The following is a 22,275-nucleotide window of genomic DNA, read 5'->3' on the forward strand; positions in this document are numbered from 1 at the left end:
CAGCATCTCGAACAGCCTTGTAAGACCAATGACAAAGCACGGTTTTTTTGCTTTCCCTTCTTCTATTGAAATCTAATCATTATTTCTCTTAAATCTACATGCAACAAACATAGGATGACAACCTTTTGAATTCAAGATTAATAGTCATGGTTCTTGACTCATGATTCTTGACTCTTAAGTCTCTTTTCTATTTTTCTGAATACTAAATAAATCCGATGTCATTTCAACCCTGCCTCGCCGGCAGGCAGGTGAAGCGGAGCGGAATGGAGAAATATCAATCAAGATAGACGTTCAAAGTTTAAAAATTCAAGGTTCAAAGTTGTTGTATCGAGAAGTCTTCTTTGCGGTAATCCTTTAGGAATTTTTTCTATTTGGACTGAAAATACCATTTATGAATTAAATTATACCCCGGAATATTTAAATGAATCTTGGACAGCGGTGGCTGGGTGCTTGCTACGCCAAGGCTAATTTTATAATTGAGCGTCAAGAAAAAAGAATTGAGATACTGAATTTTTCAACCTTGAACTTTAAATTTTGAATAAAAAAAAGATCTCTCCGCTTCGGTCAAGATGACATACTTTAGAATTCAAGACTTATGGTCTCAAATTCCAACTTTGCCCTTAATGGAATGAGACATCTGTTTTCATTATACATTATACAGTTTACGGTATACATTTTACAGTAATTCAAAATTGACAGTCCTGCTTCCTGACTCTTGATTCTTACGACCCTTTTCTATATTCTAAATACAAAATAAATCTGATGTCATTTCGACTGAAGCGGAGCGGAATGGAGAAATCTCAATCAAGATAGACGTTCAAAGTTTAAAAATTCAAGGTTCAAAAGTTGTTGTACCGGGAAGTCTGTTTTCAATATACATTATACAATTTACGGTATACATTATAAAGTCATTCAAAATTCGCAGTCCTGCTTCCTGGTTCTTGACTCTTGAGTCTTGCTCTAAATTACAAATTATACAAAATACAGGAACTATCGATTGTATTCGAAATAAGGTCCAGTTTTAATAATTGCTGTTGAACTTCTTCCAGATCTTTTTCAGCAATTTGCTTCTGACTCCAGCTCGTGATTTCCATCCACTTTCTAATATCTTCAATTTTTTGACCATAACGTTCAGCAAAAACTTTATCGATTCCTGGAATGTTCAAAATTTCAGAAGATTTTTGATTTACAATATTGATCATTTTGCGCACATCAGCATAATCCAGCCTCAAAATTTCATTTTTTACGGCAATTACAAAACATGGCCATGGAGTAGGGCAGTCTGCAACTCTTCTAAACGTATTATTATCTACAAGTGGCTTGGTTGTAAAATGTTCCCACATAAAATAATCGGCACGTCCTTCTTTTAAAGCTTCAACCGCACCATTAATATCTCCAACAATTTCAAATTCTAATTGCGAAGGATCCCATCCCTGATTTTGGGCATTTACGTAAGCCATTAATTGTGATCCAGATCCTACACGGCTAATCGCTACTTTTTTACCGGCTAACTCTTCAATGCTTTGATAATTGGAATCAGCATCAACATGAATTCCCCAAATAAGTGAAGAACCAACGTACGATTGTACAATTTTAGCCTCGTTCCCAGAAATAATATCTTTTACGGCTCCCTCGGTAAGTAGTACGGCAACATCTATTTCCCCATTTCGCAGTGCTTTTGTCATGGCGCCGGTTCCATCAGGAAAATCTTTCCAGATCACATTAATATCCTGATTTTTAAATTCGTTGTTTTCAATACACAAGTGCCATGGAAGGTTGAAGTGCTCGGGGACTCCGCCTACTTTGAGAGTTTTCATCTAATTACAATTTTATAATTGGTTACCAACAAGTGACTAAAATATCTTTAGAAAGCAATAATCACTTCGTTTTTATTCGAATAAATTTTAAAGTACTAAAACGCAATCTCTTGTTTTAGAGCTTTAGGTATATTCATTGCCTCCTGATCATCGGGGTAGAGGCATTTGTATTAAAATTTTAAATACAAAGAGCTTTTATCTATTCTGTTTCTCTTCGAGGTACTTATAAATCGTATACTGCGACCTGTTCTTTTTCTCTGCTTTTCCAGCTTTTACATACTGATTAGTTTCCCCGGCATCCTGAATTCTGGCTTTTATATTATCACTCAATTGAATTTCAAGAATATCTTTTAGCTCATTAAAAATATCTTTATCGTAAACCGGCGTTACCACTTCAATCCTTCGATCCAGGTTTCTATTCATCCAGTCGGCACTACCAAAAAACATTAATTCATCACCACCATTTTCAAAAAGATAAATTCTGCCGTGTTCTAAATAACGGTCAACAACACTCGTAATATAAATATTTTCACTCAAACCTTCAACTCCTGGGATCAAACATGTGAATCCGCGTACCAAAAGTCGTATTTCTACCCCCGCTTTATTGGCTTTATAAAGAAGATCGATAATTTCGTAATCTTCCAAACTATTCATTTTAGCCGTAATTTTAGCTTTTTTCCCCATTTGGGCATTTTCGATCTCGTTATAGATGAGGGTCGTAAATTTTTGTCGGGTTGAAAATGGTGAAATTAGAAGGTGTTTTTCTCTCGGGACGATAAGCTCGCCTTCTAAAACCATAAAAAGACGTGCCATTTCTTTAGTAATATGATGATTTGCGGTAAATATGGCATGGTCACAATAGATCTTGGAGGTTTCGTTATTAAAATTACCGGTACCTATATAAGAGTAGTCAACAATATGTTTTCCTTCCTTCCGGGAGATCATCATAATTTTAGAGTGTACCTTAATTTTAGGATAACTATAAATTACATTCGCCCCTTTTTCTTCAAATTTTCTACCCCAGATAATATTATTTTTTTCGTCAAAACGAGCTTTAGCTTCTACAAAAACAGTTACATTTTTACCTTTTTCCAAGGCTTCCAGTAAACTGCTGGTTAGTGGAGAATTATCAGCAACACGGTAAAGTGAAATTTTAATATGAGTTACATTTTTATCTTTTACCGCCTGATCTAAAAAGCGTTCCACATAATGAAAAGACATATAAGGAAAATGAACCAACTGATCTTTTTCTTTTATTACTTCAAAGTAATTAGAAGCGTTTTCTAAAGTTTTATGTGGGATAGGCGGTTGTTTTTCAAAATGTAATTTAGGATTATTGGTAGGATCTTTTAGGGATAAGAAATCTTTAAAATTATGATATTTCCCTCCCGGCATCATATCTATTTTTCCTAAATTCAATAAATGCCGAACCTGTTTTTGTACTTCGCTGGGCATTGTGGCATCATACAGTAGCCTTGTGGGCTGCCCATCGGTGCGCTGTTTTAGGCTGTTGTAAATTTTCTCAGCCAGCACCCCTTCATATTTATCTTCAATATAAAGCTCTGCATCCCTGCTTAATTTCATTTCGTAAATACCGGTAATTTTATCCTCCGGAAATAGGGAAGGAAGTTCACTGCGTACAATTTCATCTAAATAGGTAAGCATGTTTTTTCCATGCTTAAAATAGACAAACCTTCCGCATTTATCTACCGGAATATTAACCACACCCAATTGATTTTCGTTTTCGAAGGTGATTAAAAAATAGATCATGGCATTCTTTAAAAAAAGGTTGTTTTCTTTAGAAATATCAACCTTTTTAATCTCCAGATGTTCCCTTACATGATCTTTAAAGTAGGTATTGGCAAAATCCTGCTGCTCTTTTGTAAAATGATCTGAATCTACTAAATGTATATTATTTGCCGCAAGTTCTCGCAAAATTTGCTTTTTATAAATATCCCCAAAGCGATCCTGCTGGTCTTTAACCTCTTTTAGAATTTGTTTGGTAAGTCGGTTTGGCTTTAATGCCAGTTTTTTACGAATACTTTTTTCTACTCGCTTCATCTGGCGAAGCTGGGAAACACGTACTCTAAAATACTCGTCCAGATTTGATGAAAATATGGCAAGAAATTTTATACGCTCAAAAAGTGGATTTAATTTATCTTCTGCTTCCTGTAAAACTCTTTCGTTAAAATATAGCCAATTAAGGTCCCGATGTCTAAATCGATCTTCGGTGGGTTGTTGCATTTTTAGTTCACTTGTGTTTAACCAAAAATACAAAGTTGCCCATTGTTCGAGTTCTAATTTTCTGTTAAATAAGGTTTAAGAAGTTAGCTTATCTAAGCAATAGCCTATTAATTTTTCCATGGTTTTTTGTGGGGAAGCCGTAAATTCTCCTGTCGCCCGATTGGCCAAAATCACGTTCATAGAAACGGCATTATGACCTAGTAATTTGGACATTCCGTAAATACCAGAGGTCTCCATTTCAAGATTGGTGATTTTTTGATCTAAATATTTAAAAGTTGCCAGTTTAGCATTCATTTGATCATCCTGTAAACCAAGGCGAAGTGAGCGTCCCTGCGGGCCATAAAAACCAATATTGGTAGCAGTGATTCCTTTAAAAATTTCTTCGGAATCTAATGTTTGTTGTAGTATTTTGCTATTTTCAACGATATAAGGATTCGCTTTTTTGGGAAACCAATCCATGTGTTTTATAAAGGCTTCGGAAAAATTCTCATCGATACATTCCTGACTTTGGTAAAAATGAAGTAATCCATCAAAACCAATGGCTTTTTCACTTAACAGGAAAGCATCTATAGGAATTTCGGCCTGAATACTGCCCGTCGTCCCAATCCTAATAATATCCAGTGATTTTAGTTGTTTTTTGACTTCTTTTTTTTCAAAATCAATATTTACTAAAGCATCTAGTTCGTTAAAAACAATGTCGATATTATCTGTTCCTATGCCCGTGGAAATTACACTAATACGTTTGCCGCGATAACTCCCCGTTTGTGTATGAAATTCCCTTTTTTGAATGCTAAATTCGATATCATCAAAATGTTCGGTAACTTTAGCTACACGATCGGGATCGCCAACGGTAATTATAGTATCTGCTAAATGTTCTGGTCGTAAATTTAAATGATAGATGCTGCCATCTTCATTCAGAATAAATTCAGAAGCTTTTAAGGGCATATTATAATTTTAATAATTGGTGTACTTCAGGATCATAAAGAAAATCATACATTCTGGCTCCTCCAAAAACATCATCATTCTTTAATTCCCTGTAAAAATTCTTTTTTGCATCCAGTACTAACTGGCCTTTTTCGGTAAGTGTCACTTTTTGTTCTTCGGCAGCATAAAAAATAGATAACTTTTTCAGGATTCGTTCCATCTGTACATGGCTATATCCATAATAGCCCTGATATTCCAAAGCGTATCCCATAAGCTGCATATAATTATTAATATTGCGTTCTTTTATTAAACGCAGGATATTTCGCTCTAAAGAATTGATGCCGGTGATACTGTTAGGAAAACGTTCGATATGTGCCCTGATACAGCTGGAAAGATACTCGAAATTGGTGTTGGTTTTTATCTGGCGTTTTAGCAATATAGGGTTGTCACTGCAATAGAGTTCCCACATAAGATTGGCCACTTCCACATCGTTTTCTACCAATAAAATCTTATTGTTATAATGATTTAAAAGTTGTTTTGCCGAGAGTTGCGAGAGCGGAGTAAGCTTTTCGTCACCTTTTAATTTTTTACTGCAAACAAGATAAAAGGGCACTTCCTTTTTATGCTCGGTAAGGTAACTAATTGTGGCCAACACGTTAATATGGCAAAAAAGATCGAATTCAAACCATAAAATAATATGGTCGTAGTCTTCGATCTTTTTAAGCTTTTTTAATTCTGAAACAAATCCCTGCTGGTAATCTTCCGGCGAAACCCCATAATAATGGTAAAGAAATTTCTTTCTTACTTTTATAAATTCAGCCGATCCGACTTCCTGCACGGCAGGACCTTCACAAAGCATTTCACGCCAAACAACCTGTTGGCCCGGTAAATCGAGCTCGGCCACGCTTTCAGCAAGGCTATCGCCATTAACAATATGTAAAGGTTTTTTTTCCAAAATTATCCGCCAACGCGTTTTACATTATACCCTTCCTTTTTTAGAATTTGCATCACTTTTTCCCGATCATCACCTTGTATGATAATTTCACCATCTTTAGTAGAGCCACCAACACCACACTTTTTCTTTAAAAGTTTCCCTAGTGCGATAAGCTCCTCATCGGGACCAACAAATCCTTTTACTATCGTCACGGTTTTACCACCGCGGCCTTTATTACTAAAATGAGCTTCAAGTCGCTGGTCTTTTGGTTTCAGGTTTTCTTCCTGTTCATTTTCTACATATTCATTTTCATCAAAATCATCGTTTGTAGAAAAAACAAATCCGCCTAAGTCCTCTAGTCCTAATTTCTTTTTAGCCATAAATTACTTTTTCAATAATCCAATCTCTACAAGTCGCTGGTTTAAAAACTCACCGGCAGTAATATCTTCGTAATGTTTTGGATTTTCTTCGTCTATACATTCTTCTAAACAATCTAAAGGCATTTCACTACGTGGATGCATAAAGAAGGGAATAGAATAACGAGGTTCACTCCATTGCTCTTTGGGTGGATTGATCACTCGGTGAATGGTAGAACGCAATTTATTATTGGTAAGACGTTCCAGCATGTCCCCAACATTAATAACCAGTTCGTCTTCACCGGGTATGGCATCGATCCATTCACCATCTTTCCTAAGTACCTGTAAGCCTCCGGTTGAAGCTCCCATTAACAAGGTAATTAAATTAATATCACCATGGGCACCGGCACGCACAGCACCTTCAGGCTCTTGGGTAATAGGAGGGTAGTGGATAGGTCTTAAAATAGAATTTCCGTTGCTGGCCCAATGGTCAAAATAAGTTTCTTCCAGGCCAATATATAATGCTAAAGCACGTAATACGTAAATTCCGGTTTTTTCAAGCATGCGATAGGCTTCCATCCCCACATGATTAAAGTCTTTAAGTTCTTCTACCTGCACATTTTCAGGATATTCTTCTTTAAGATTCGCATCTTCAGCAGGCTCCTGGCCAAAATGCCAGAATTCTTTTAAATCACCTTCTTTTTTTCCTTTTGCATGTTCTTTTCCGAAAGAAATATAACCACGTTGCCCCGCTAAACCTTCAATTTCGTATTGCTGTTTAGTTTCTAATGGCAGGTTAAAAAAAGCTTTAACCTCTTTATACAATTCTTCAACCAGATCGTCGCTTAAAAAATGATTCTTTAAAGCTACAAAACCTATTTCTTCGTAAGCTTTTCCTATTTCATCAACAAACTTTTGCTTTCTTGCAGGATCATCAGATACAAAATCTGCAAGATCAACACTAGGTATATTCGTCATTGCCATTTAATCTCTTTTTTTTATTGATAAAGCACACAAACTTAATGAAAAAAGGTCAATTTCAACAGTAATTAATACTTAGCTAACAAATACTCCTGTTGATAGTTTTATTAAAATTACATATTTTAAACGGAATATTTATCGATTAAATAATTGTTTTTTTCTGAAATCGATAGAGGCTTCATTTTCTATTTCTTTACATTTGAATATAACTTTTAGCTATGGATCATCTTTCAACAGAAATGTGTTTTGCCTCTGAAGAATATTCGCACGAATTTCTAATTGATTTATATAAAAAGCTTTTAAAGCCACGTCTTGTGGAAGAGAAAATGCTTATTCTTTTGCGCCAGGGAAAAATAAGTAAATGGTTTGCAGGTATTGGGCAGGAAGCCATTTCGGTGGGTGTGACCGCTATTTTGAATGAAGAAGAGTATATTCTCCCAATGCACCGCAATCTGGGCGTTTTTACCACCAGGAATATTCCTTTACACCGCCTGTTTTCGCAGTGGCAGGGAAAGATGAATGGTTTTACCAAAGGCAGGGATCGCAGTTTTCATTTTGGAACCCAGGAATATAACATTATCGGGATGATCTCTCATTTGGGTCCGCAACTAGGCGTTGCCGATGGAATCGCTTTGGCGCATAAGTTAAAGAACGAAAAAAAATTAACTGCGGTTTTTACCGGGGAAGGTGGCACCAGCGAAGGTGATTTTCACGAGGCACTCAATATTGCTTCGGTTTGGCAATTACCGGTTTTGTTTTGCATCGAAAATAACGGCTATGGTTTATCGACTCCTACAAATGAGCAATATCGCTGTGACCATCTGGCCGATCGTGCAAAAGGTTATGGCATGGAATCTCATATTATTGATGGAAACAATGTGCTTGAAGTCTATTCTAAATTGTCCAATATCGCCAGTGATGTTCGGGAAAATCCCCGTCCTGTTTTAATCGAATTTAAAACGTTTAGAATGCGTGGGCACGAAGAGGCCAGTGGTACCGCTTATGTTCCTGAAGAACTTTTTGCCCATTGGGGAGAAAAAGATCCGGTGGTAAGGTACGAAAGGCATTTATTGGAACGCGGAGTTTTAAACTGTGACTGGGCAGCGCATGTAAAATGGGAAATTAAACAAGAAATAGAGGAACACCTGGCCATTGCAGCAAAAGATATATCACCAGAATTTAATGAAACTAAGGAATTAAATGACGTTTTTCAAAATTCAGAAAATCAACACTTTGAATTATCAAAAGAAAAAAAAGAACTACGATTTATAGATGCCATTAGTGAAGCTTTAAAAATAACTATGCGCAAACATCCTAACCTGATTATTATGGGACAGGATATCGCCGAATATGGCGGGGTTTTTAAAATCACCAAGGGCTTTGTTGAAGAGTTTGGTAAAGATCGGGTTAGAAATACCCCTATCTGCGAAAGCGGGATTATAGAAGTTGCTGCCGGGCTTTCCATTAAAGGAATGAAAGCGGTGGTAGAAATGCAGTTTGCCGATTTTGTAAGTTCAGGGTTTAATCCTATCGTGAATTATCTGGGCAAACAGCATTATCGTTGGGGACAAAATGCCGATGTCGTGATTAGAATGCCCTGTGGAGCAGGCGTAGGGGCAGGCCCATTCCATAGTCAGTCTAACGAAGCCTGGTTTACCAAGGTTCCCGGTTTAAAAGTAGTCTATCCATCGAATGCTACCGATGCTAAAGGTTTATTGATTGCCGCCATCAATGATCCCAATCCGGTGTTATTTTTTGAACATAAAGCCTTATACCGAACGCAAAAAGAGGCGGTCTCCACTGGGGAATATGAAATTGAAATAGGAAAGGCAGCCCTCGTGAAATCGGGTAAAAAATTAACGATTATCAGTTATGGCGCTGCATTACAGGAGGCATTACAAATCGTTGAAAAAGAAAATATTGGGGATGCTGAAGTTATCGATCTTAGAAGCCTTCAGCCGTTAGATAGGGATACTATTTTCACTTCAGTAAAAAAGACGGGAAAAGTTATAATACTAACCGAAGATTCGTTGTTTGGCAGTATGGCTTCAGAAATTGCCGCGCAAATTAACGAAAATTGCTTCGAGTTTTTAGATGCACCGGCAATAAGAGTGGGAAGTATGGAAACACCCATTCCATTTTCGCACGTATTAGAGAACGGCTATTTACCCTACCAAAAATTCAGGCAAAAGCTAAAAGAATTAATAGAATATTAATAAATATTGGTTTTTTGATCTTGCTAATTAAGAATTGTTAACAGCACCTCTGTTAAAGTATTAATAATCTTTTGTTCGCACTAAATCCCTGCGCTAATTTAGGCTTAGCTAATCAAAAAAATCTATTATGATACGTTTAATTGTAATTTTCCTAATCATTGCTATTGTAGCAGCAATTTTTGGATTTGGAGGGATCGCTTCCGGAGCAACAGAGATCGCTAAGATCATTTTTTACATCTTTATCGTTTTACTGGTTATTTCTTTATTAAGCAGACTGTTTAGACGATAATAGAAAGCAGCAACGAAAATTTACCCAATGTAGACCTCACCAATATGTTGCGCTGCATTGGTTTTTTATTTATAAAAACTACTACCTATGAAAAAAGTAATTTCAATTACAGCACTACTTATCTTATTAGTGTCTTGTGGCGGGCCAAGTAAAGTAGCCAAGGAAGCCAGAAAAACATTTGATGGTACCTGGACGCTTACCAACATTACGTATCCAAATAATACAGGAACCTTTAATGTAACCTTATTTAACGATGCTTCTGCCAGCTGTTTTGAGGGAAGTACCTGGGATTTTGTGTCTAATAATAATAGGGGGACTTATCAGGTTTCTGGAGCAAACTGTGTAGCGGGCACCCGTTATTATATATGGTCTATCGACGAGGAAAATACACCACAGGGAATGTATGATTTTCTGCTAAAACCTGTAAACGAAAAGTATAAATCTACCAATGGGAATCAGGGGTTCCGATTGAATTTGGTTAGCCTGACCGAAACTTCTATGGTTTGGGAACAAACCGTAACCCTAGAGGGAGCACCTTTTGTTATTAGAATGATGTTCACTCGATAATCAAGAGTAACTAGTAAGGTGCATCGAAATAAAAATAATTTTCTTTTAAATGCCTTATGGGCCTGCCCTTAGGTAGTTTATTGAAAAAGAAATATAAAAACTAGAATATTAAATAAATAAGATGATGAAAAAAGCAATAAATAAAATCGTAGCTGTATTTTTCGCAGCCAGTGTACTTGTTAGTTGTGATGCTATCCAAAATGCCAATAATAAGCAGAAAGGTGCCGTAATAGGATCTGCCAGTGGTGCAGCCATTGGTGGTGTAATTGGTAATAATACCGGAGACGGGAATACTGCCTTAGGAGCAATTATTGGTGGGGTTGTAGGAGGTGCAGCCGGTGCATATATAGGGAACCGAATGGATAAGCAGGCCAAGAAAATAGAAACCGAAGTGCCTGGAGCCGAAGTAGAGCGTGTTGGTGAAGGTATTAACGTAACCTTCGACGAAAATAGTGGTGTTTATTTTGCTACTGAAAAATATAATATCAACGCGAAATCTGAGGAAACACTAAATAAACTTGCTGGTATTTTTAAAGAATATCCAGACACTAATATTTTAGTTGAAGGGCATACCGACAATACAGGTAGTGATAGTTATAACCTAACCTTGTCTAAAAACAGAGCACAGGCGGTTACCAATTATTTAACCGATCACGGAATTTCTGCCAGCAGATTCGATACCAAATGGTACGGTGAAGCACAACCAAAATATGATAACTCAACCGCTGAAGGACGTTCTAAAAACAGAAGGGTAGAAATTGCCATTGTTGCTAATGAAGACCTTAAAAAAGAAGCCGAGAAACAAACTTCAGATAATTAATAGATAATCCGAGTTCCATTTAAGAAAATCCCGCAGGCCGAGTGAAATCTTTGTAAAAGATATTGATCAAAGCTTACATTTTGGTGGTATTTCGATGCAAATTTTCAATGAAAATTCACTCAATGTCCCCTAAATGACTGGGAAAATCGAATAAAATAAACGAAGCCACTCTTTAAATTTAAAGAGTGGCTTTTTTATTTCATGAAAGCGATAACATAAGGCTGATAGTGCGTTAACAGATTCCTAAATACGAGTTAAACCCCTCTAAACAGCCTTGTAAAAAGATAAATGGCTTTGTACCTTCAAAAAAGCTAATAAAAAAATCAATTTATATGAAGACTGTAGATAAAATGGAGGTATTACAAAGCCAGTCGGCAGCGTATATTCAGCAGGGAGAAACCGGTAAATTTCTAAAATTAATTCCAGATACTTTTTTAATTAAAGGAAAAGAGAAAGAAGGCATTTTTAATCAGGGATATGCGATTAGACATATTAACCGAAGAGATATTATCCTTATTGATGTGGTAGAAGAAGAAACCAAAGCTGCTGTAAAAAAGCTGGTAAACGACGGATATCAGATTAAAGGAATTCTTATCACCTGCGATGGTATTTTAGATGATGCTTATGCCGATTTAAAAACAATTTCTGAAGATGCGAACGGAGCACCAATTTATGCGCATCCTAGAAATAATTTTAAAGACGACTTTAAAACAAAAGATATTACCACCCAGGCCAACGATCTTAAGCACTTTGGAATTAAAGTGATCGATCTTCCCGGTAATGGCGGTGCTTCTGTTTTAGTATATTCTGAAATCAATGATGGTATGGTATTTCCTGGTGATGATGCCGTAGGATCTGCTTACGATTCAGATCTAAATACCTTTAAGCGTCCCGAAATGAAACGAGAAAATGATGATTTTGGACTGGCGGAAAGCTGGAACGCTTTTGCTGAAGAATTCACCTATTTCTTTCCACGAAAAGGAAAACCGGCATTTAACATCGAAGAAGGTCAGCAGATCGATATCCTTAACGGCTTAAGCCGAACCAAATAATATATAAATCACTCCGACTATAGGAGCGTAGACCCTGTAATATTTCAAAATAGAAATTTACAGGGTATTTTTTTTCGCGGTTTTAAAAGTAACTAAACTCAATACAAAATTGCTGGCATCTTAAATCAAAAAAGAAACTTCGATATGAAATCTCTATCCGTAATTTTCTTACCTCGCCATCAATGTTCGGCTACGATTATCTAAAAGGTTTAGGTCATCAGCGTACGCTATTTTTTATAAAATACATGAATTCTAAAAACTATGCGAAAATTGGCTAATTTGGATACAACTTCTTGTTAAAGAAGGTTTTTATTAGCCATGTAATTCTTAATTTAAAGGATAAAAGAAACCAACTATGTCAAAATTAAATGTCACTCAAAAACTTATTAAAGACCATCTTCTTGAAGGAGATATGATGACCCCCGGAAAAGAAATTGGAATTAAGATCGATCAGGCTTTGCTACAAGATGCTACAGGGACGTTGGTACAGTTAGAGCTTGAAGCCATGGGACTTAAAAAAGCCCAAACTGAAGTTGCCGTGCAGTATGTAGATCACAACCTTTTACAAACTGATTTTAAAAATGCCGACGATCATAAATTTTTACTCTCTGCAGCCCGAAAATTTGGACTTTGGTTTAGCAGGCCGGGAAATGGAGTGAGCCATCCCGTTCACATGGAGCGATTTGGAAAACCGGGCAAAACCCTGGTAGGATCAGATAGTCACACGCCTGCTGCAGGTTCATTGGGAATGTTAGCCATTGGTACTGGTGGTTTAGATGTTGCCGCCGCTATTGCAGGACAACCCTATTATGTAAAAATGCCCCAGGTGATGGGCGTAAAACTTACCGGTAAATTACCCGATTGGGTAAGTGCCAAAGATGTTATTTTAGAGATGCTTCGCCGACATGATGTAAAAGGCGGAGTAGGAAAAATTATAGAATATTATGGACCGGGAGTAGATACCCTTAGCGCTATGGACCGCCACGTTATCGCCAATATGGGTGCAGAACTTGGGGCGACAACCACTGTGTTCCCTAGCGATCAGGAAACTAAAAAATTCCTGAAAGCACAGCAACGGGAAGAAGACTGGACAGAATTATTGCCAGATGAAGGTTGCGAATACGATTTACACGACGAGATCAACCTAAGCGAGTTAATACCGTTAATCGCGTTACCAACCAGCCCGGGTAATGTGGTACCGATAGAAGAAGTTGCTGGTAAAAAAATTAGTCAGGCGGTCATTGGTTCCTCTGCAAATCCGGGTCTTCGTGATTTCTGGATTGCCGGCGCAATTGTAAAGGACAAATCGGTTAATCCAGATGTTTCTTTAGATATCAACCCAACCTCCAGACAAATTATTCAGAATATGATCGATAACCATGCTTTTGCTAATTTGATAAAAGCAGGTGCCCGTTTCCACCAATCAGGATGTATGGGATGTATAGGAATGGGACAGGCGCCGGCCTCTGGAACCATCAGTTTAAGAACCATGCCAAGAAACTTTCCAGACCGTAGTGGTACCAAAGATGATCAGGTGCATTTAGTAAGCCCCGAAACCGCCGCAGCTTCAGCCTTAACAGGAGAGATAACCGACCCAAGGGATCTGGAGAAACTTTTTGATATGAAATATCCTCAATATGAAGCTCCTGAAATTGAAATCATCAATGAAGATATGTTAGTGCCACCGGCTGAAAACGGAGAAGAAGTTAAACTTGAAAAAGGCCCTAATATCAAATCCTTACCAACGATCGAGCCACTAGCCGATGAAATTAATGTACCGGTATTATTAAAAATGGGCGATAATATTTCTACCGATGAAATATTAAAAGCAGGTGCAGAAGTGCTACCTTTTAGAAGTAACCTGCCAGAAATAAGCAAATTCGCCTTTACCGTAGTCGATGAAACCTTTTACGATCGTGCGATGGAAGCGAAAGAAAAGGAGGGAGGCCATATTGTTGTCGCTAAAGATAATTACGCGCAGGGTTCCAGTCGGGAACATGCGGCTATTGCTCCTAAATATTTAGGACAACATGCAGTGATCGCCAATAGTTATGCAAGGATTGCCTGGCAAAATCTGGTGAATTTCGGGATCTTACCTTTAGAATTTATCGAAGAATCAGATTATGATAAAATTGAACAGGGCGATACTGTTAGTTTTATAAATCTTAGAGAAGACGTTGAAAAACGGAACAATATTAAAGTACACGTGAAAAAGGAAAATGGCGACACTGTAGAATTTGAGACTAAACATACGTTGAGTGACCGACAAATAGATGTGTTGTTAAAAGGTGGAATTATAAATGCCTTTAAACAACGTATTAAAAAAGAACAGGTGGAAGAAGGAGCCTAATTCAGGACGAACTCTATGTTCTTAATGAGAACACCACTAAAAAACCCTTTCAAAATAAATTGAAAGGGTTTTTTAGTATGCTAGTGTGTGTTTGGGAAATAAAAATGTTTTAGTGTGTTTGCATTTGCCCTTTTTTCTTATCTAGTTGCTTATCCAGATCTTTTATCGTTTGGACAGCGGCCGCTTCAAAAGAATTTGAATTAGATTCTGCGAATAGCTGCGGTCCAGGAACGCTTACTTTAATATTACATATAAATCCATTTTCATCATCGGCATGATTTCTTTTAAAATGAACTTCTGCGCGGGTAATGAAGTCATATTTTTTCTCTATTTTTTCGAGTTTTTCGTTAACAAAACTCTGTAGACGCTCGCTTTTACTTAAAGCAACAAATTGATAAATCGTTTCCATAAAAGTTTTTTTATAGGTCTAAGAACGCTAATAATCGTTATTTACACAAGTTTTTATGGCTTCTTTTAGAAACAATTAAGATAGATTTAAAAATTTATAGGTTTACCTGACTAATATTTAATATTTTTAGAAAACAACCCCTTTAAATTAAGAGTTTACTTACAAATATCAACTTAAAAAATAGAATAAACCCTTAAAATTATAGGGTTTTATGCGTTTAATTAATCGATTTAGGAAGAAAAACGACTGTTAAGGTTATTTAAGAATAATTTTATGCAGTTTAGGGATCGTTCAAACTTTAAAAGTTCAAGGTTCAAAAGTTACAGTATGGTCTTGATTCTTGTGTCTTGATTCTTAATCTCACTTCCTCTAATTAATTCATAACTTTTAAGGCTAAAAATAAAGTTTGTTTCGTATCTTACGTGTTGATTTAAAATAGGATAGTGATGAAATACCATAATCCAGAGTATAATATCAATTTAGGAATTTATAGAAGATTTTTAATGAATTTTATCATTACGATAGCGCTTTTTAGTTGTGGGTCGGCAGACTATACCATGAAGGGGATTCATAATTTTAAGGAGTTTAGTGATTTTGCACAGCAAAAGGAATTTAAAATCGAAAACCGTTGGGCTAATCCATTACGAGCGAATACCGTGAGCTTTATAAATAATCCAAATTTTAATAGCGGTAATATCAATTTAATTGGGAATACCAATTATATCAAATTTAAAACGGACTCTGTAGATATTTATCTGCCGTATTTTGGCGTTCGGCAAATGGGCGGCGGTTATAATAATCGTGGCGCTATTAAGTTTAAAGGAATTCCGCAGGAATTATCTTTTACGGAGAATAAAGAGAAAGATTATGTGCGCTATGAATTTAGCGCCAATGACGAATCTGAGAATTATCAGTTCTTTATTACCTTATATCCAAACGGCAATGCCAGCACATCGGTAAATAGTTCGCAGCGCGATAATATTTCGTATACTGGTACATTTGAGCCATTGGAAGAAAAGGAAGCGGAATAGCAAAGCGAAATTAAGCGCGTATTTAAAAAGTTTCTGTATAATTATTCAAATAGGGCGAAGATTTTAATTATTCTATTTTACATAATATAAATTATAGGTCAAAAATCAGTCCTAAAAAAGACGGTTTGGCAGTGTTAGTGACATTTTAAAATTTATAATGAAATATATATAAATTTACTATTTATTTAATTCTATCCCGTTTGCCGGCGTAGTAAAACGAATCAACAAAAATCTTGTCTTAAATCAACTCTTCGCCCCGTTAAAGAGCGCTTTTACCTCCAAATTTATCAGCTTTACCTTTAAAGATTGTTTCCATAAAGCAGAAATATGTATTTTGTATATCGCTTAAGCGCTCACTAATAAAATTAAGGTACAGATGCGTTTGACTTCATTTGAAAAATTTTTTCTGTTCTACGGGTGCCTGTTTATCGCCATCGCCTTAAACATGCACCGGCTGTTAAACTTGTTGGTTCCGGGCGTACAAGCTTTGGGTATCCCCTGGGCTTTCAATCTTCCTGAACTGCTCTACCAAACTTTTTTACATTTTGGTTTTTGTTACGTCCTGGCCCGCTTTAACCTTTTGCAACTCACTCGCTACAGTAACTGGTCTCATCGTAAACGCTTAAGCCTTATACTTTCTAACCTGTTTCTTTTCTTGGTATTCATATATTTTGCGGAGCTTAGTCAGCAGCAGCTTTTCCATAATACGGGTGATTTATTTTTATACCGGGCAGGCTATTTGTTCCGGTATATTGTTGGTGCAGGATTGGTAACCATTTTAGTAAGTATGCTTGTACTCTATCGCCAGCAGCGTCTTAAAGAAGAAGAACATGAGCGGTTAGAACGGGCTTACGCTACGGCACAATTGGAAAATTTAAAAGCTCAGATGAATCCGCATTTTTTATTCAATGCCCTGAGTAACCTCTCGGCATTAATGACGGAGTCTAGCTCAAAAGCGCAGCAGTATTTGGCTAATCTGTCCCAGATTTTACGCTATGGGATTTCAGGAAAGCAAGGGCAACTTGTACCGGTAGAGCAGGAATTACAATTGTTAAAGGCGCATTTGGAGTTGCTGAAGATCAAATATGCAGCGAATTTACAGGCGAAAGTCTGTCTGGATTTAGCCTTAGGCAAACATTTACCTTTTATGGCCTTACCACCACTGTTAGAAAATGTATTGAAACATAACCAGGTTTCAGAACAGCACCAGATGAAGATTAAAATTACCAGTGACGGGGAAAATATTTATTTTGAAAACAATCTTACCCTTCCTCCCGTCAAGATCACGTCAACCGGGATAGGACTTGCTAATTTGCAGGAACGCTATCAACTTTTAACTAATAAATCGCTGGAGATCCAGAAATCATTAACTTATTTTAGGGTGGTCTTACCTTTAATTTAATCTTATGTCTTTAAAAGTTGCCATTATAGAAGATGAACCGGCTATTGCGCAGAACCTGAAACATTTGTTATGCGAACTGGATCCTTCCCTAAAAGTACTCACCATTTTGAAGGGGGTACAGGAAAGTGTGGCCTGGCTAAAAGTACATATCACCGATTGCGATTTACTATTTATGGATATTCATCTTAATGATGGTTTATCGTTTGATATCTTTAAGGAAATAGCTCCAGGGCCTCCAGTAATATTTGTTACCGCCTATAATAGGTTTGCCCTGGAGGCCTTTAGTGTAAACGGTATAGATTATATATTAAAGCCCTTTCAATATCAGCAATTGGCACATACACTTCAAAAATACAACAGCTTGTCTTCCAGGAATGCCAGTATTGACGTGGACACGGTATCTCGGCTCCTAACTGCCTTAACGCCTGCCAGTACTTATAAGAAATCTTATCTTGTACAGTATCAGGAAAAATTAATTCCCGTTAAAGTAAGTGCCATCAGTTGGTTTTATACCGAAAAGGAGGTGGTTTATGCTTTTACTCAGGAAGGCCGTCGCTATATTGTGGAGGCTACTCTGGAAAAAATTCAGGAAGAGGTAGATCCCAATCTTTTTTATAGAGCCAATCGCCAGTTTATCGTACAGCGGCGTGCCATACAGCATATCGATTTTTATTTTAACGGTAGGCTTATCGTTCACGTACTTCCAAAAAGCCATGAAAAGATAATCGTGAGCAAAGCAAAGGCTCCTATGTTTAAAAAATGGCTTGATCATTAAACAGGCTTTACAAGCTATTTCAGGTCGTTTACCCCTTGATTTTTCAGCTTGAAGAATTTAAAACTAAAAATCAAGTAGCAGACTTCGGAAATTTGATCAAAACAATTGTTATGATCGATTTCCTAAACTATTCCAATCAACCCAGATACGGTTTGATCACCTTACTGATATTGCTTATTGTAGGCGAAATGATCTGGAGCTATCGCAATAATAAGCATGTATATGAATTACGCGATACCCTGACCAATCTGGTTATTTTTGCCGGATTTCAGTTGAGTAAACTTGCTTTTTTTGGAATAGAACTAAGCATCGGTGCTTTTTTTACCCGGCATGAACTTTTTCATTTGGAAAAAAATACCTGGGTTTTTGTCAGCTGTTTTATCCTGGTGGATTTTGTGTATTACTGGTATCATCGACTGTCGCACAAAATTAAATTTTTATGGGCTTTTCATCTTATTCACCATTCCAGCTTATATATGAACCTTACCGTGTCCTACCGGCTTAACTGGTTAAGTACCGTGCTTACGCCGTTTATTTATGCGCCACTCCTGCTACTGGGATTTCCTATAGAATTTATACTGCTTTCACTGGCTTTAAACCTTGTTTATCAGTTTTTTTTGCACACTGAAGCTATAGGAAAACTGGGGTTTATAGAGTACATATTCAACACTCCCTCTGCCCATCGCGTCCATCATGGCTCTAATGAACGCTATATAGATAAAAACTTTGGAGGTTTTTTAATCATTTGGGATCTTTTGTTTAACAGCTACGAACGGGAAACCATTAAAGCTACCTATGGCACTACCACCGGTTTTATAGGATACAATCCGCTGAAACTGAACTTTAAGGGATTTATTGACCTGTTTAAAAGTAAAATGACTTATAAAGGGTAAAACTTCACCCTTTTATTTTTCAGCTTCACCCAGAAAACATAGCAAAAGCGAAATATTGCGATTTAATTTTGGACTTAACTTTTAAAATAAGATGGTATGAAACATAATCAAGCAAAAAAAATGTTACTGTTGTTAAGCCTTTTAGGAATAACTTTTAGTTTTATCTCCTGTTCGGCATCTGATGAGGAGCAAACCGCAGAAGAAGCTCAGATAAGTGAAGAAGAGGCTGCTGAATCTTTAGCGCTAGCTATTTCGCCCAAAAGCAACGGGGTTGTACAGTTAAGCATACAGGCAAGTCTTAATATTGAAGCTTCTCTTGATGTAACTTATGAGTGCAATCAGGAATATACCAACAGCTACCAACTGGATTACAATGGTGCTGCACTTTCCTATATTGCAGCCTACAATTGGGCCTGGCAGCTCAATTGCTCCGATAATATCCTTTTGGACTGCGCTCTAGCCCTTAAAGGGACTACCGAATATGAATCGCAACGTATGAATTCTGACGGGGACATGACCGCTACTGTAGGGATCTCTAATCTAGAACAATCTGAACCTAACTACAGCTTAACTATGGATTATACTCTGATTTCTGAACAGGTTTCCAGGGTGCGTATGCAAAAATCTTTTGACAGTACGATCAAGGTTAATGGTGATGTAAGCCTAATGAAAGAAAATCAAAAACTTACCGGAGGACAGGTGGAAGCCAGTTTCACCGGGCTAAGTTCTACCGGTAATACCTATGAATATTCTGGTGTGGTGGTATTTAATGGTGATAACACTGCTACACTTACCATGCAAAGCGGAAACACCTATGCCATTAGTTGGTAATCTAGCCTAATATCTGATGAAATGTCCTTTTCGTGTTCTTACGGGAAGGGCGTTTTATTTTTATACGCACCCGGTTTTTTAGGAAGTTTACTGTTTATTGCCCTCTAAGACTCTTCAATTTTCGGTTATTAAAGCTGGATACCCGGGTTTGATCCTGCCGGTTAATGATGTTAAATACCACTACAATAACAACTAAATTTGCTTAAAAACAAAAAAGCTCACCATTTCTGGTGAGCTTTCTAATAAACCTTAAAAAACTATATATTATATAACTTCTACGTTTACTGCGTTTAATCCTCTTTTACCTTCCTGAAGATCAAATTTAACTTCGTCGCCTTCGCGAATCTCGTCAATTAAACCTGTTACGTGTACAAAGTGGTCTTTGTCTACTCCTTCTTCAGTGATAAATCCAAATCCTTTACTGTCGTTAAAGAATTTTACTGTTCCTTTACTCATGTTAATGTATTAATTAATAAGTGACAAAGGTGGAACTAATATTTGGATAAATCACTATAAGTTTCATTTATTTTAATATTTAACAATTTGATATTCAGTAAAATATTTTTTAATTTATTTTATCCCACCAATTTACCAGGTTTGCGCGGCTATTTATTGTTTTAAATATGTTCCTTTAAACGGCTATCTAAAAAAACTGATTTTTGATGGATTGAAGTTGTCAGCCTTCAATGCAATAGCTTAGCAAATTTCCTCTCCGTCTTCAAAAATGAAGGTAAATATTATAAAAAATGATATCCCCTACTCGATTTAACAATGATAGAAGTAGTAATTGACCACTGAAGTGAGGAATTTATATTGATACAAAAACTACTAAACGGAATGGCATATAAGGGAAGAAGCATTGGCAGAAGCCCTTGGCATTAAAATACTTACACAATCGCAAGAGGAAACTTATGGTGGTGGCTACGGAAATCTATAAAAATACCATAGGTAATGCCAACCTCAGTATCCCTTTTCCTTACGAGCCAGATAATGTAGAACTCCTGAAAATGAAAGACCTCACAGGTTTCAAAAACCTGTGAGGTCTAACTTGAATTCGATTGAAGAATAATAAATTTGATTATCCGTATTTGTAATAATTCGTTTTTTTCGTCATTCCGGACTTGATCCGGAATCTCAAACAGTATTAAAAATCAAGCTATTTTAATGAGACCCTGAATCAAGTTCAGGGTGACAACACTTCATTATTATCTATGGCGGACATTCAATAATAAATAGTTATAAAAGATTTCATATCGAAATCTCCTTGAAAGGGAACTTAAAATTGCGCTTCTATGATCACCGGAAAATGATCTGATATAAATTTGGAACCACGTTGGGCATCTAACACCTGATAACTTTTAATGGTTACATTTCCCTGAAAGAAAATATAATCGATAAGATCCCGGTCCTCTTTTTGTTCCATTTCGAAACCATTAAAAGTATATTCAGGGCCGTATTGTTTTGCGGCACGCAATTTAGCATCCAGTAATTTCAGGCTTTTCCCTTCGTCAGAGATCATGGTTTTATAAGCTTCAGAAGAAGGTGGCACATTAAAGTCTCCCGTCACAAAAACCGGTGTACCTTTGGTGATCTTATCGGCAATTATATTTCGTATTAACAGCGCACTTTGTTTCCGTGCTTCAGTTCCTACATGATCAAAATGGGTATTAAAAAAGAAAAATACTTTTTTATCCTTTTTTCTACGGAATTTCGCCCAGGTTACAATACGCGGCAAAGCGGCATCCCATCCTTTAGAGGCTACTTCTTCAGGAGTTTCAGATAACCAGAGTGTACCGCTTTCTAAAACATCAAACGAATCTTTTTTATAAAATATGGGCGAAAATTCTCCTTCATTGCCCCCTCTTCGGCCTACACCAATATGGCCATAATCCTTTAATCCATTTTGTAGATCTTCTAATTGAGAGTACAACACTTCCTGAGCGCCAAAAACGTCGATATTCTCAAATTTTACCATATCAGTAAACCAGTCTCGACGATAGTTCCAGTAGTTAATACCATCGCTTTCTGTAGCCATTCTTATATTGCTACTCATAATTTTTACTTCCTTTTGCGCGCTTGCGGTAAAAGCAAATAAGAAAAGGAACGCTGCTAAGATGCTGTTTTTCATTGTTGTAATTTATTTACTCGATAATCGAGATTAAAATGCTTCGATCCCATCCCAATCCCGATGGCTATCGGGACGGGAGCAGGATGCCTCTACATAAAATAATTTTCTTATAAATGCCTTATCGGCATTCTCTTAGATAGTTTACTTTATTTATATTTTTAGGTAATGGTATTAAAAAATCATGGCTATAAACTTATGGATTTATAAGGAATTTTGCCGCTCATTATGCAGAAACATATCCCGAAAATAAAGAGAT

At 36.7% G+C, this 22,275-nt stretch carries 21 protein-coding genes; 12 read left to right on the forward strand and 9 right to left on the reverse strand.

Features of this window, described 5'->3' with window-relative positions:
* Window positions 1-965: 965 nt before the first annotated feature.
* The 6 genes from L1967_RS18900 to L1967_RS18925 form a co-directional block, all read right to left on the reverse strand.
* Window positions 966-1,817: a substrate-binding domain-containing protein gene (locus tag L1967_RS18900; protein WP_249603066.1), complete on the reverse strand. Its 852-nt coding sequence runs from the start codon at window positions 1,815-1,817 to the stop codon at window positions 966-968.
* Window positions 1,818-2,012: 195 nt separating this feature from the next.
* Window positions 2,013-4,061, reverse strand: a complete 2,049-nt coding sequence (ppk1, locus tag L1967_RS18905) for a polyphosphate kinase 1 (RefSeq protein WP_249603067.1) — start codon at window positions 4,059-4,061, stop codon at window positions 2,013-2,015.
* Window positions 4,062-4,136: 75 nt separating this feature from the next.
* Window positions 4,137-5,006 (reverse strand): nucleoside phosphorylase, encoded by an 870-nt coding sequence (locus L1967_RS18910; protein ID WP_249603068.1) that lies wholly within the window; start codon window positions 5,004-5,006, stop codon window positions 4,137-4,139.
* Between the two features lies 1 nt (window position 5,007).
* Window positions 5,008-5,940, reverse strand: a complete 933-nt coding sequence (locus tag L1967_RS18915; RefSeq protein ID WP_249603069.1) for a DUF1835 domain-containing protein — start codon at window positions 5,938-5,940, stop codon at window positions 5,008-5,010.
* A 2-nt stretch (window positions 5,941-5,942) separates the two neighbouring features.
* Complete coding sequence (locus tag L1967_RS18920) at window positions 5,943-6,299, reverse strand: translation initiation factor (protein WP_249603070.1); 357 nt, start codon at window positions 6,297-6,299, stop codon at window positions 5,943-5,945.
* A gap of 3 nt (window positions 6,300-6,302) precedes the next feature.
* A complete protein-coding gene (locus tag L1967_RS18925; protein WP_249603071.1) occupies window positions 6,303-7,253 on the reverse strand; it encodes an isopenicillin N synthase family dioxygenase in 951 nt (316 codons plus the stop codon).
* 221 nt (window positions 7,254-7,474) lie between these two features.
* Here L1967_RS18925 and L1967_RS18930 point away from each other — a divergent pair, with 221 nt between their 5' ends.
* The 6 genes from L1967_RS18930 to L1967_RS18955 all read left to right on the forward strand — a co-directional run bounded on the left by L1967_RS18930 (window position 7,475) and on the right by L1967_RS18955 (window position 14,550).
* The gene (locus L1967_RS18930; RefSeq protein WP_249603072.1) at window positions 7,475-9,472 is read left to right on the forward strand and encodes an alpha-ketoacid dehydrogenase subunit alpha/beta; all 1,998 of its coding nucleotides are present in this window, start codon (window positions 7,475-7,477) and stop codon (window positions 9,470-9,472) included.
* A 127-nt stretch (window positions 9,473-9,599) separates the two neighbouring features.
* Window positions 9,600-9,761: a DUF1328 domain-containing protein gene (locus L1967_RS18935; RefSeq protein WP_013072114.1), complete on the forward strand. Its 162-nt coding sequence runs from the start codon at window positions 9,600-9,602 to the stop codon at window positions 9,759-9,761.
* Window positions 9,762-9,848: 87 nt separating this feature from the next.
* Window positions 9,849-10,328, forward strand: coding sequence for a lipocalin family protein (locus L1967_RS18940; protein ID WP_249603073.1), 480 nt, complete (start codon window positions 9,849-9,851; stop codon window positions 10,326-10,328).
* Window positions 10,329-10,452: 124 nt separating this feature from the next.
* Window positions 10,453-11,148 (forward strand): YiaD family glycine zipper/OmpA-like lipoprotein, encoded by a 696-nt coding sequence (locus L1967_RS18945; RefSeq protein WP_249603098.1) that lies wholly within the window; start codon window positions 10,453-10,455, stop codon window positions 11,146-11,148.
* Between the two features lie 332 nt (window positions 11,149-11,480).
* On the forward strand, window positions 11,481-12,200 hold the full coding sequence (locus L1967_RS18950; RefSeq protein WP_249603074.1) for an MBL fold metallo-hydrolase: 720 nt from the start codon (window positions 11,481-11,483) through the stop codon (window positions 12,198-12,200).
* A gap of 355 nt (window positions 12,201-12,555) precedes the next feature.
* A complete protein-coding gene (locus L1967_RS18955; RefSeq protein ID WP_249603075.1) occupies window positions 12,556-14,550 on the forward strand; it encodes an aconitate hydratase in 1,995 nt (664 codons plus the stop codon).
* Between the two features lie 109 nt (window positions 14,551-14,659).
* Here the strand turns inward: L1967_RS18955 and hpf are convergent, their stop codons facing one another.
* Window positions 14,660-14,959, reverse strand: a complete 300-nt coding sequence (gene hpf / locus L1967_RS18960; RefSeq protein WP_249603076.1) for a ribosome hibernation-promoting factor, HPF/YfiA family — start codon at window positions 14,957-14,959, stop codon at window positions 14,660-14,662.
* 446 nt (window positions 14,960-15,405) lie between these two features.
* On the opposite strand from hpf, the gene L1967_RS18965 reads away from it, so the two are divergent.
* The 5 genes from L1967_RS18965 (at window position 15,406) to L1967_RS18985 (ending at window position 19,891) form a co-directional block, all read left to right on the forward strand.
* On the forward strand, window positions 15,406-15,990 hold the full coding sequence (locus L1967_RS18965; protein WP_249603077.1) for a DUF4251 domain-containing protein: 585 nt from the start codon (window positions 15,406-15,408) through the stop codon (window positions 15,988-15,990).
* Between the two features lie 376 nt (window positions 15,991-16,366).
* A complete protein-coding gene (locus L1967_RS18970; RefSeq protein WP_249603078.1) occupies window positions 16,367-17,392 on the forward strand; it encodes a sensor histidine kinase in 1,026 nt (341 codons plus the stop codon).
* A gap of 4 nt (window positions 17,393-17,396) precedes the next feature.
* Entirely contained in the window at window positions 17,397-18,167 is a 771-nt protein-coding gene (locus L1967_RS18975; protein WP_249603079.1) for a LytR/AlgR family response regulator transcription factor, read from the forward strand.
* Window positions 18,168-18,277: 110 nt separating this feature from the next.
* On the forward strand, window positions 18,278-19,060 hold the full coding sequence (locus tag L1967_RS18980; protein ID WP_249603080.1) for a sterol desaturase family protein: 783 nt from the start codon (window positions 18,278-18,280) through the stop codon (window positions 19,058-19,060).
* Window positions 19,061-19,156: 96 nt separating this feature from the next.
* Window positions 19,157-19,891 (forward strand): hypothetical protein, encoded by a 735-nt coding sequence (locus L1967_RS18985; protein WP_249603081.1) that lies wholly within the window; start codon window positions 19,157-19,159, stop codon window positions 19,889-19,891.
* Window positions 19,892-20,155: 264 nt separating this feature from the next.
* Here the strand turns inward: L1967_RS18985 and L1967_RS18990 are convergent, their stop codons facing one another.
* Entirely contained in the window at window positions 20,156-20,347 is a 192-nt protein-coding gene (locus L1967_RS18990) for a cold-shock protein (protein ID WP_013072074.1), read from the reverse strand.
* A gap of 455 nt (window positions 20,348-20,802) precedes the next feature.
* Here L1967_RS18990 and L1967_RS22305 point away from each other — a divergent pair, with 455 nt between their 5' ends.
* The gene (locus L1967_RS22305; protein ID WP_262917468.1) at window positions 20,803-20,931 is read left to right on the forward strand and encodes a hypothetical protein; all 129 of its coding nucleotides are present in this window, start codon (window positions 20,803-20,805) and stop codon (window positions 20,929-20,931) included.
* 236 nt (window positions 20,932-21,167) lie between these two features.
* Here the strand turns inward: L1967_RS22305 and L1967_RS18995 are convergent, their stop codons facing one another.
* Window positions 21,168-22,019: an endonuclease/exonuclease/phosphatase family protein gene (locus L1967_RS18995; RefSeq protein ID WP_249603082.1), complete on the reverse strand. Its 852-nt coding sequence runs from the start codon at window positions 22,017-22,019 to the stop codon at window positions 21,168-21,170.
* Window positions 22,020-22,275: the final 256 nt, after the last annotated feature.

It is taken from the genome of Zunongwangia pacifica, from assembly GCF_023499215.1.
Classification (GTDB): domain Bacteria; phylum Bacteroidota; class Bacteroidia; order Flavobacteriales; family Flavobacteriaceae; genus Zunongwangia; species Zunongwangia pacifica.